Here is a 12,500-nt window from a genome sequence, read left to right on the forward strand (position 1 = left end):
TTCCCTCCATGAATTTTTTTTGATTGTATCTTTCTTTCCATAGGAAAAACTTCCATCGTTTAACATGGATAAAAAGTTTTTCCACTGGTCGGACTCAATGTTGGCAAAACCGAACGCCGAATAACCATAAGTGCGATGTTGTTTGTTCCGCTCTTGAATTGCAATCTCAGTGGTGTTCTCGCTTGAAACTCTCCAAACTCTTAGTTTGTTGATAAAAACTGTAGCTTCCTGAGCCCCTTGTTGTGAGTCGGGCTTCGGAATTTTCGCCGAAGCCTGTGCTTTATCCTTCTCCGGTTCGCTAGATTCAACAGGGTCAACCCAACCCAACGGGAACTCCCGGCCAATGAATTTCAGCGATGTCTCAATATGATTTTTCTTTTCTGGATTGTCTTTGAACCACTGGATGAAACTCCACCTAAATATGAGAATATCAAGAAGATTGGTTTCAATGTGATCCTCTATTTCAAAAATGTTCAAGTTCAATATTTCATCCTTTAATACGGCCTCAAGGATGATTGAATAAATTTCCGAAGAGGTCGTTTCTCGAAGTACCCCTCCAACTTTCGGAGGGAATTCTCCCTGTTTTAGAGCGGTCTCAATTTCCGAGACCCTACTCTCCCCCAACAAAATGGAGAAGACTTCTTTAAGAATTACGTAATCTTTCAAAACGTGTTCCTTCTAACACCCTTCCATTGAATAAACAGGGCAAGCCGGTGAAGGTATCCGGCCTTTCGGATAGCATGTCCTAGCCCTGTTTTAACTAAATTTCTGAATTGGTAAAATCTTCGCCAGTTCCCCTGTCACGATGGTTCTCAGTTTCTTATCCCATGCGAGCAGTGCTTGCTTCTTCTCACCAAAATAATCATGCCTGTCATAGATGCCTGTTACTTCTGAATCCGTATGGTTGAGAATTTTCTTAACAGTCAACCTCGGAACACCCAACCCAGTTATCATGCTTGTTGCCGTGCGCCTAAGATCATGGGGAGTGAAATGCTCTATTCCAAAATTGGTTAATGTCCGCCTCACAGCGTGGTCAAGACTTGAGCCAACGATTGGGCTGACTCCCGGAGTTTTCTTTTGGGTTCGTTTACCAACGGGCGAGGGAAAAACCCATTCTGAACCCTTGGAGACTTGTTTAGCCGCTTCGAGAATTTCCAGAGCAAGCGGGGATAGTGGCACACGGTGTGCTTTCCCGTTCTTTGTTCGGTGGGCTGGTAATTCCCAGTAATCCTCATGGAAGTTAAATTCAGTCCACACAGCGTTTAAAACCTCTGACTTCCTTTGGGCCGTAACAGCCATAAACCGCAAAGCCAGTTTCATTATTGGGGCAATGGATATTCCGGAGTCTGGCTCCAGTCCGGCCCACAAGATTTTGATTTCATCCTCAGACAATTTCCTATCCCGAGGCACCTCTTTTGCTGGCCTTGGAATCTTAACGCATGGGCTGGCCGCTAATATGTCCCTAGCCACGGCAAAGTTGAACATTTTCGTAATAACGCTCAAGGTCCTATTCGCGGCCACTTTTGCCCCCCGATCCACAATGCCGTCAAGCAAAAGGTTAATATCACGTTTGACGATATCCTTTGCCTTACGTTTGCCCCAAACTGGGAGAACATCTTTCATCAAGATTCGTTCATCTTCTTTCCATGATGATTTCTTCACTTTCGCATGACGCTCCAGATATTCGTCCGCCAGAACTTTGATGGTCTCAGCGTCTCTGTGTGCCTGATTTTTCGCCTTTTGTTCGCTTCCAGGGTCAATTCCGTTTCTTACCTTTTCTTTTAATTTGGCGGCCTGTGTGCGTGCCTGGGCCAGGCCTACGGGCTGAGGGTATCTTCCAATGGTGTATAACCTGTTTTTCCCGTTGAATTTATACTCAAAAAAGAAAGTCTTGGTCCCGGATGGCTCCACGCGGACCCCGAGCCCTTTGTCGCCCTCGCCAAACACCACATAACGCTTGGCTTCTGGTTTAAGTGCGTTAAGTTGCATATTTGTAAATTTTATAGCCATTGGTGTGAAACCTATACGAAGTTATAATATATAGGTATTCTGGTTGGAATTTAGTGACTTGTCAAGAAATCTTATGATGCGCTATGGAAATTGATTTTACTTATAAGTCTAATGTTTATAATGTATTTATGGTGTGTTTGGAGCAATATATCAAGGGGTTCCATGATACAGAAGGTCTGATTCGTAATCAGTAGGTCGGCGGTTCAATTCCGCCCGCTGGCTCCAGTAAATACAACGAGTTATAAAATATAGTTTCCAGATTAATCCTTCTGGGTAGCATTTTGGGTAGCGTTTGTCTTTAATTCTCTACCTATGAAGGTTCTAAATTCAAACTTAAACCTTACTCCTTACCAGCCCCCCCCCATCCCGAGATCCAGGTCACCCCATCTCCGCCTCAAGTCCAAAGTTTCAAGTTCCTTGTTCAAGGTTCCAAGTCCTAAGTTTCAGGTTTTAAGTTCAAGGTTCCGAGTTTCGGGTTCAGAGGGCTTAGGGTTCCTAGTTTTCGGCTCCAGGTTCACTGTTCCGCTTCCCGCGCCCAAGGTCTTGGATATTGAGAAGAGAGAAGGTCAGGGGGGGGTACTCCAAAAATGAACAAAATTTAGTAGCCTGACTGGGGCAGAGATTGGAGCTATTTTTTTTGTTATGATGTGTGGTGTGTTAGTGTTTCCCCATAGTCATTTGACGATATATGGAATATGAAAAAGAATTCAAACGTATACCCCTTAATTGATCTTTTTGCTGGTCCTGGCGGATTGGGCGAAGGATTTTCTTCACTTTTTTTTGATAACAACCTTCCTGTTTTTAAGAGTGTTGCGTCTATAGAAAGGGATTTATTCTCACATAAAACCCTTACTCTTAGGCATTTCTTTAGATCTTTTGGTCCAGGCGATGTTCCAAGTCTCTATTATGATTATATCGCAGCTAATATCACGCGGGATAAATTGGAACAGGGCTATCCTGACAATTGGAAACAAGCTGAAAGGTCGTCTCTCAAGATAACACTTGGGATCGACACACATAACGAAGTTGAGTTTCTGATAAAGCAACGTCTGGGGAAGGCCAAGAAATGGGCCTTGGTAGGCGGGCCTCCTTGCCAGGCTTATTCCCTTGTGGGCCGTTCTCGAATGAAGGGTGACCCGAATTTCAAGGAAGACGAGAGGCATTTTTTATATAAAGAATACCTGAAAACCATAATTGACCACAAACCACTTCGGGAAAATCGAAACAGAACCCATTCAATTACAACTAACTTTCCCCGGACAGTAGTGATAAAAATTGATTCTACGTCTAATGCCAGTTTTGGGCTTAAGCCGACCCTTAGAAAAGGAAGGATTAATCGGGATGCTCAAAAAGTGCTTCATACTTATTTAGAATCAAAACGATCGGGTCGGAGTACACTTGCGTCCAACACAAAAAGACTCCCTGAGTGACGTTCCAAAAATGGCTTCAGGCCAGAGAGAATGGGATCCAGTTTTTCTTCAGGAACAACCGTCAAGATCATTTGCAAGCTACTCGTATCATTAAACATTAAATGCCCAACGTGGAACCCGAGATGCCCTTTTCCTGAAATATTGCTAAAAACCGTATAGCCGCTCGCTTTTATCCGGTCGAGAACATCCGTAACAAAATGAATATGCTCTCCCTCGATAATGATTTTTATTTCTTTCATTGGATGAAGTTTCATGCCGCTCATGTTGTCTCAAATCTCCTCAAAAAGATAAGGTTAATTAATGGGTTGCCAATCTTTCATTAATCGAAAGTGGAACAATTTCTTGGTATCGGGATGTATAGCGACAAGATTGATCCACCGATTTCCTGTCAATCGTTGCAGAATTTCATGTCGCTCAACGATGGTCGCAATCCTTTCCAACGGAGCCTCAATGATAGCAAATAACCGCATGGGCTCGTGGTAAGGTTTATCCCCATTGAAAACCGTTTGGATTGGTAGTCCAACACATAGATCACTTTGAGAGCCATACATGACCCCTATGTTGCCCACCACATTGTGATACACTTTGCTTCCCGCCCCATAGACCATTGGGTCAACCGTAGAAAAATAATGCTCCATGTTGATCCAATTGGTAACGATCATGGGGGCGGTCATTATAATTTCTAAATATTTTCCATCCGGATCTTGTGAATGATCGTAGGAATGTAAAAAAGTCCGACCCTCAAAATTTATTCCCTGACTCAACAAACGCCGCCCCATAATGAAGGCCGTATGCCCAGAAAGTCCCCATTCGGGTCGAACCTGGGACCAATCCATACTTCGCACCTTCGAAAGCCGGGATGCCTCATCAATCTCCTTTGCAGCAGGCACGTCAGGCAAGCGAGCGAGTCGTTCTCGACTATTTTTTTCACAGGCTTCTTGGAGGTCATGTTGTAGTCTGAGTAAATCTTTTCGATGCGTAGCAGGGACCTCTTCCAAATCATAGAGTTCCACTTCATCCGTTGTCGTATCGTGTTGCCCCGGAAGAAAATGGGTGTCAGGCGGAATGGTTATGCCTCTCTCGGCGAGCCTTTGCCGAACCTGTGGATTGTTCGCCATAACGGCAAGGGTCCTTGCGTTTGAGATCCCATGGTTGCCACCACAAGCCCCGCAATCCAACGCCGATTCGTAGGGATTGTTATCCGAAGTACTGCCATGCGCACATAACAAAACAAGCCGGGCAAACGTTTTCGTAAACCCTAAAAGCCTTAGAGCTGTTTCTACATAGTTAACCTGTTCGGATTCAGTAAACCCTGTCTGTGTGATCTGTTGTAGCTGATGATCTAAATCTCTTTCATGAAGATTAAAGTCTTTTCTGAGCGCTACAATAAATTGCTCCAGGTCAGATTCGTTCCATTTCAATAAACGAAAAAGCTCCTCATTCTCATTGCTGTCAGATGGAATCTGATTCAGAGCGAGTTTTCGTAAGCGCTCCACTTGATCATGAGGAACGGTGGCCCCCTGCTGATCATATTTTTCAGTAAACAATCGATAAATGGCGGCTTGGTGTTTGGCTGCAACCATTTCATAGGCTTCTTCTCGCTGGATTTTTTCCACAGTGAGTGTCGTTCTTATGGGAATCGCTAAAATATCTTTCATCCAGGACATTGCTTTTTTGAACCATTTTGGTTGCAAGGTTTGGCCGAATAGCTTAAATCCAAAGAACCAACCAATAGCTTCGACCATGACATAGGGGGTGACTATGTTTTCTTTCAAGTCATGTAGCAGGGTATGACCCGTCTTGGCGATTTCCTGTCCCTCTAAAAATTTTTCTGCCGCTTTACCTTGAGAGGCCCGAGGAATTTCCTTTACAACATGTTTGGGTTTTAGAAGGACGGGGCATTGGTCTGTTTGTTGTTCGCTCGAAAACCCTTGATAGCATATGGGGATACCAAAAAAACCAGCGAAACCAAACGTTTCATTTCCTCCAATTTCTTCAAGTTGTCTTCTAAAGCATTCTGATCGAACATCGATGCAAAAAATTGCCTGAGACAGTGGACGCGATTCAGGAGGTTGTTCTTCAAGCTCATCACTTCTGCGCAATTTTTCAAGATTGGGTGAAATCTTTTTGGCAAAATCTTTGATGTAGCTGGATTCAAAGGCCTCCAGCCAAATAGGTCCGTGTTGTGATTCTGGAAACTGTTCGACCCAATCCAGCAAGGTACTTAATGTATTGGGAGCACTCTTCACCACATCCTGTATAGCAACACCCAAGGATTGGGCAAGATGCATTACAATCAAGGTTTGACCTTCGGCCTCTTGTTTTTCTCTGGTTTGTTCCCAAATTGAAATCAACCTTGAATCGCATTTATCAAGGTCTTCTATATTTAGAGGGTCCTGAGTGAACAAGGAGATGTTTAAATAATTAACCACTTCGTCTGGCAGCACTCGCGATCGGTATTCTTTATAGAGACCATATCCAGTGGGATGATTGTTTAGGTATTCGTTGATCGAAGCATAAGTGCCTGGAATTGCTAATTTTTCCTGGCATGCCAGCATCACAAATTCACGTTCATAAAAAAGGCGGATGGCCATATACTTGATAAGGTCAATAGGAAAAGCATTTTGCCACGCATAATCCGTTTGCTCCGAGCGCCATTTAATGAATCCCGTCCACCCAGACAATTGGGCCAACTGCAAAGAAAAATAGCTATCCCATAAATCTTTGGGAATGGCTAACAAGGATAGACTTTCAAGTACCGCATCTTCAGGTCGATCCGGTAAATTAAGAATTTTGTTTTTCCAATCTTGAATGCCCAAGATGGAACCCGACGCATCGCCTAAAGCTAATTCCTTCCACGCACTGTAAAAAGTTTTCTTTCTATCGGGCATACCCCAAGGCGCGTGTCCTTCATCGAGAAAACCTCCTAGCCATTTGATGATTTCGCCGTTAATTTGGTCCTGTATATTTGTCCCAAAAGTTTGGTCGCACCATTCTGCAAGGGTGTACTGTGTTGCCAGGTCTTTTTTCTCCCTATCAGCATGACCCTTTAAGAAATCCTCTGGCGCTTTCTTTTTTGATAGATCGTGAATTTTCTCGAAGAGATTTCTTATTTCCGGTTGATTGAGAGAGGGTTGAAGAATTGCTGAACAAACATCCGTTGCAACTTTCCCATTACCGTGAATGAGGATGGCTCTCAAGACCTCCAGATGGGAAAATTCTCGCTCGCCAATGGAGATAGTCGCATTCTGCGATACATCCTTTAGGGCTTCATTAATGGAATCTTCAGATATTCGACCTTGCTGAAAGTATTTACGGTTATGGCTATTGGAGAGATAGCCACGACCTCTCAAAAACCGCTGCCCCTCCTTTATAGCCTTTTCAAACGTCAAATGTTCCAAGCCATGAAGCGGATTGTGGTGGATAAACGTTTTCATCGGCCAGAAATGCGATATTGGCTCACACGACAGGTTCACAAGCGAACGTAATTCTATTCGCTGTGATTCACTTGGCGTAACCCTTATTTTATCGTCGAGCATACTCATGGTTTAGGCTCGTTGTCCTTTTGAAAGATTGAAACAAATTGACGCACTAGTAAATCATTCCACTATAAGCAGCGCCTAATAGTAATGCCGATACGGCAACAAATTCTGTTAATCGTAAATCAAAATAGGGAACGTCAGATCGCGCCTCTCCAAAAGCGGTTTGATGGAGCATTTTCAAAAAATACCAGCCTCCTCCTAGCCAAACCACAAGAAACAGGAACGAAATCAGGACGATTTCAACGTCATGAATGACAATGGTTGGCATGACCATCAGGCCTGAAAATGTTGGAAACAATGGGAGAAACAGGGCGAAACTCACAAGGAGAACCAACGCAACACCAAATCGAGGCATGGGCGAGGCTAGCCCCGGAAGTTTTCCAAGGGTTTTCCATCCATAACGCTGCCGAACAAATGAAAAGGCAAGGGAGATGCCGCCCATCACGAATGCCAGGGTGACACCAAAAGGAATCCCCCATTTCGGGAAACTCGGGAATACCTCAAGAAGGCCCCAAACAAGGGCCACATGAGCCACGGTGGCCGAGGCAACGAACAAACTATTAAATTTTTGTCCAAGTGACGCTAAAGAAGCATAGACCGCACTTACTAAGGCTAAAAGGCTAAAGGTAAAAAGCATCTGCGTTGAAAGCGAAGAGTAAAGCGTGTTTAATTCAGCAAGCCCGATGATCAGCCAAACGACAATCCAAAAACTTGAAAGAGTCTCTTTAGCATCTCTAATTGTCCCTACGAATGGGAGGTGAAAAGGAGCCAGCGGCAAAAAAGTCACCGCAAGGAACAGGCTGGCAAACATTTGCAAGGTATCTCCCATGAAGACGGAGCCCAAAGAGAAGATGATTGCAAGGGTAATATGGAGAAAAATTATTTTTGTACGAATGGAATTTTGTTGTTCGCGATTTTGAGAGATTGCTATGTAACCTAATAGACCACCGAGAAATATTCTGTTCACAATTGCCTGATTCAGCAAGACACCCAGGCCTAGCCCAAGAACTATCATGATAGGAGCATAGATAGCGGAGGTTTGTTGCGTATCCTCTTGGCTGAGAATGACACAAAAACCTGAGAGAAGAATAGCGCTTGCTAAAAACAGGATGGACGGTTCTGTCTCAAATGCAGACCGCATATAAACCAGCCCTCCAGCAAGAGCCCCAATAGCAGTCAACCCTATAGATTTAAGGGTAGTAGACGAGCCATTGGAGAACTTCCACACTAATCCCAAAGCGAGTGGGGTAAGAGCAAGAATTACTGGAAAAGTATTATCAAAATTCATAATTGTTATCAGTCAAGTTTCAAAAACGATGCGCTACTTTTCGAGCCAGGCGTAACAGGTTGTTACTCCATCGCACGTAAACCAAGTCCACATAGAATCGGTTGATCAAAAGAATATAAAGTTGTTTTCTAAAGGAATTGACCCGATTGGTGATAAATATTTTTCCCCCTTTGGAACTGGTATATACGCTGATCCAACTAATGAGAATGAGTACGGTGGACAACAGAATAAGTATGTCAAAAACGCGTGGGTTGAGTGCCGCAGACACGAAGAACCCATCAGATACACCTGGCCCGGGATAAAGAAAATGTGTGAAAACCTCAGCACCCCAAAGATAGACAAAGCCGATAAAAAATAGGGCGACAATCATCGCGCCGGCAACCTTCCAGGAGGCCACATCGTGAAGTCTATATAAACTAAACATGACCTGAGAAGCCGTAACCCAGGCAAAAAAGAGCAAAATAACCGCTCCATGCGCATCGTGTAGGGGGATATTCAACATGCCATGCGCGACCATAAGAATAATCAGCGGCATAATTAACGTGAGAATCAGGCCTGTGATAAAGGTTAATGAGTTGGAAGACTTTTTGGGTCCATGGCCTGACGAATCCGGGAACTTTGGCTCCTCCCGTGCTGCATGAATGCCTTGTCCTGCCCCCAGGAATAATGTTGCTTTAAAAAGACCGTGCGCGATCAAATGAAAGATAGCCAGCGCAAATGCTCCAAGCCCACATTCCATAATCATGTAGCCCATTTGCCCCATGGTGGAGAATCCCAAGGTTTTCTTTATGTCATTTTGCGCGAGCATCATGGAGGCTCCGAGTAGAACCGTCAGAAGACCGATCACAAAAACGATATGAAGAGTATTTGGCGAAAGTACATAAAAGGGAGCCAATCGATTCAATAAAAACCCACCTGCATTTATTATTCCTGCGTGCATAAGGGCTGACACGGGGGTGGGCGAATCCATCGTGTCGGGTAACCACACGTGTAAAGGAAATTGAGCAGATTTGGCCATCGCGCCAACAAAAATTAATAACGCGATCGCAGTAACAGCGCTGATATCAAACATTCCAGAAAATAACGAAATCACTTGAGGCTGTTCTGCCGCTGTTTTAAAAAGTTCAGTAAACTCTAAAGTACCGAAATATTTATAGGCCAGGAAGATTCCGCAAAGAAAGCTTACATCCCCGACTCGATGGACAAAAAAAGTTTTAAATGCATTCTGACAAGCCGGACGGTTGGAAAAATTAAATGCGAGAATTAGATAGAGTGCCCAACTTAATAACTGCCAAAACACAAACAGCATGAACAGGTTCGGGCTAGAAACAAGAGAAAGAATCACAAAAGTCATAAAGCTCAACAGCGCGAAAAATCGAGCATAACCGGGATCGCCCTCTAAATATCGAATCGAATAAACATGAATAACTGTGCTGACACTTGTGATCAACACCATCATGACGGCCGTGAGCCGATCAATCAACATTCCAACTTTTAAAACGGAGGAGTTTTCAGGGTTTAACGGCCACAGCATCAAATGGATTGGGCCTTCTGTGCTCACATAAAAGAGAGTCCAAACAGAAAGGAAAAATGAGCTTGCCGTTGCAATGACTCCTACCCGGGCCACATGAGAGGGCATGCATTTGCCAAAGACCCCAATGAGGATTCCAGCTAAAAGAGGAAAAATGAGAATAAGAATCGGGATGGTCATGACCTATATCTTGTAAAGATCTGGTTTAAAGAATATTTAAGATGATTCTTTGCAAATAACGATTTTTAAAATTTATTACATAGATTTTTTGAATTAACAAAACTGTCTAAAGAAGTCGAACATTTCATAATGCCAAGAACCATGATGACGTATCAAAACTGAACTTTTTATTTGGCAAAATTAGTGAGGATTTACTCCGGTAAAATTAAAAAAATTACGACTAGCTAATTCAGTCTCACCAGCGAGTTGAAGTAAAGCCGCTAGACGCAGGTCAAATTCTTCAGGCGAACAATCACCACTGGTCAGGGTAACGTGTCCGACCTTGCGTCCTGGTCGCTCTTCCTTACCATAAAAATGCAATGAAGCGCCTGCAATATTGCGGATTTGCGCTTCCACTGGCAAACGACCAATCAAGTTAACCATTGCCGAAGTTTGCGCCGATGAGGTTTTGCCCAAAGGAAGTCCACAAATGGCTCGCAGATGGTTCTCGAATTGCGAAGTTTCTGCGCCTTCGATTGTCCAATGACCGCTGTTATGCACGCGAGGCGCTAACTCATTGGCGAATAGCTGATCTCCAACTTGAAAAAATTCTAGCGCCATCACACCTACGTAATCCAGGTTATCCATAACACCTCTAATTTTCGCTTCGGCTCGGACTTGCATTGGGTCATCTTGTCGACTGATCGCTAGACGCAGTATTCCATCGCGATGGTGGTTCTCGCTCACTGGATAGAAGACAATTTCACCTTTTTGATTGCGAGCCGCGATGATAGAAAGTTCTCGCCTGAATGCCACCATGGATTCAACGATGCATGGGACTTTTCCAACCCTCTCCCACGCTGCAGAAAGGTCGCTTGCTTTACGTAACAAAGCTTGGCCTTTTCCATCGTAACCCTGAGTGCGTTTTTTGAGGATGGCTGGAAGACCAATGTCTTCCAGGGCATTTATCAATTGCTCCAAGCTATCAACCGGAGCGAATTTTGCCGTAGGAATTCCTAGGGTACGAAAGAGGAGTTTCTCAGCTAGGCGATCTCGGGCCACAGACAAAACCGAAGATGCAGGATGAAGCGGAATTTGTTGCTGGAGCGATTCCACTACTGACAACGGGATGTTTTCAAATTCGTAAGTCGCGACATCGGCCCACTTGACAAAGCGCTTTTGTGCGCTTGTATCGTCATAGGGGGCGTAGAGATGCTCCCCAAAAGGCGCAGCGCAAGCGTACCTATCGGGACAAAAGAAAATAAAACTTAGCCCGAGCGAGCTACCAACTTCGGCCATCATACGAGCGAGTTGACCACCGCCTAATATACCGATATTCATCAATCACTCTCACGTGGATCAGGGTTTGTCAACACGCTATCAGTTTGTTGTTTTCGATAATTCTTTAACGCCGTTTTGATTTGAGGGTACTTGTTTGCGAGAATGCTTGCGGCCAACAATGCGGCATTGACAGCTCCTGCCCGGCCGATGGCCAACGTTCCAACCGGAATTCCAGCGGGCATTTGAACGATTGAAAGAAGCGAGTCCATGCCATTGAGAGCTTTGGATTGAACAGGCACTCCAAGTACGGGCAGTGAAGTCTTGGCTGCGGTCATACCTGGCAAATGCGCAGAGCCTCCAGCGCCAGCGATAATCACCTCGATGCCCCGTTGTTCGGCATTACCGGCAAACTGAAACAACTTGTCGGGTGTCCGGTGGGCCGATACAACCTCCACCGTATGCGGCACAGTAAGTAGCTTCAAAGTTTCCGCTGCATGACGCATGGTTTCCCAGTCGGATTTTGAGCCCATAATAATGGCTATGAGTGGCTTGTTTTCTTCACTCATCAAGCGACCGGAGCCAGGCTGTCCAATATCTTATTGAACGTTGCACTCGGACGCATTCCCGCTTTCACTTTACGACCGGGTGATTTTTTATTTTCCATCAACTTGCCTGCTGCTCGATCAAGAGTCTCTGCCAATACCTGGGCTTTGGCATGTTGGTTTTTTCTCGCCAAATGCGCCAGGGATTCTGACAGAGCCAGAAATTCGCCCAACGACTCCCAGCGCAAATGCCCTTCCTTCAACAAATCATCTTTTTCCATTTTTGCCTCATTATTTTGGATGGCTTCCTGAACAGATGAAACCAGTTCATCAGCTAACGCATTAAGGTTTACTGTTGGTAACTCGAAACCTGTCAATTCCCTATCTAAAGTCGCCTGCACGGCTCCACAGCAGCTATGCCCCAAAACGACAATTAGCGGCACCTTGAGCTTTATCACCGCATATTCAATGCTGGCAAGGGCGGGTAGTTTCCAGCTGAAAGAATGACAAACAAATCCCCAATGTCCTCGTTAAATATTTACATTGAAGGAACGCGAGAATCCGAACAATTTAGGATGGCGCAACATGGCGTGTGATCTCCTCTGACAAGTTCAAGTAGCTTGCTCTTAAAATGGTCGTGACCATTATCATTTGCAGAGCTTAAATGTTTTAGAAAAAGGGTATTACCCTGGACTAACAAATTTAAGGCCTCTTGCG

General features: G+C 44.5%; 9 protein-coding genes. All 9 read right to left on the reverse strand.

Features of this window, described 5'->3' with window-relative positions; all coding sequences use genetic code 11:
- Window positions 1–666 (reverse strand): hypothetical protein (locus O3C58_06585; GenBank protein MDA0691525.1); only part of this gene is annotated, 666 nt, incomplete at its 3' end.
- A gap of 90 nt (window positions 667–756) precedes the next feature.
- Window positions 757–2,010: a tyrosine-type recombinase/integrase gene (locus O3C58_06590; GenBank protein MDA0691526.1), complete on the reverse strand. Its 1,254-nt coding sequence runs from the start codon at window positions 2,008–2,010 to the stop codon at window positions 757–759.
- A gap of 1,363 nt (window positions 2,011–3,373) precedes the next feature.
- Window positions 3,374–3,703, reverse strand: coding sequence for a P-II family nitrogen regulator (locus O3C58_06595; GenBank protein ID MDA0691527.1), 330 nt, complete (start codon window positions 3,701–3,703; stop codon window positions 3,374–3,376).
- A 30-nt stretch (window positions 3,704–3,733) separates the two neighbouring features.
- Window positions 3,734–6,985, reverse strand: coding sequence for a DUF2309 domain-containing protein (locus O3C58_06600; protein MDA0691528.1), 3,252 nt, complete (start codon window positions 6,983–6,985; stop codon window positions 3,734–3,736).
- Between the two features lie 46 nt (window positions 6,986–7,031).
- Window positions 7,032–8,270: a hypothetical protein gene (locus O3C58_06605; GenBank protein ID MDA0691529.1), complete on the reverse strand. Its 1,239-nt coding sequence runs from the start codon at window positions 8,268–8,270 to the stop codon at window positions 7,032–7,034.
- A gap of 19 nt (window positions 8,271–8,289) precedes the next feature.
- A complete protein-coding gene (locus tag O3C58_06610) occupies window positions 8,290–9,981 on the reverse strand; it encodes a proton-conducting transporter membrane subunit (protein ID MDA0691530.1) in 1,692 nt (563 codons plus the stop codon).
- Between the two features lie 180 nt (window positions 9,982–10,161).
- Window positions 10,162–11,301, reverse strand: a complete 1,140-nt coding sequence (locus O3C58_06615) for a 5-(carboxyamino)imidazole ribonucleotide synthase (protein ID MDA0691531.1) — start codon at window positions 11,299–11,301, stop codon at window positions 10,162–10,164.
- Complete coding sequence (gene purE, locus O3C58_06620) at window positions 11,301–11,807, reverse strand: 5-(carboxyamino)imidazole ribonucleotide mutase (protein ID MDA0691532.1); 507 nt, start codon at window positions 11,805–11,807, stop codon at window positions 11,301–11,303. Before purE ends, O3C58_06615 begins: the two co-directional genes overlap by 1 nt.
- Complete coding sequence (locus O3C58_06625) at window positions 11,807–12,253, reverse strand: NADP-dependent isocitrate dehydrogenase (protein MDA0691533.1); 447 nt, start codon at window positions 12,251–12,253, stop codon at window positions 11,807–11,809. Before O3C58_06625 ends, purE begins: the two co-directional genes overlap by 1 nt.
- Window positions 12,254–12,500 lie beyond the last annotated feature (247 nt).

It is taken from the genome of Nitrospinota bacterium (genome assembly GCA_027619975.1).
Lineage (GTDB): Bacteria > Nitrospinota > Nitrospinia > Nitrospinales > VA-1 > JADFGI01.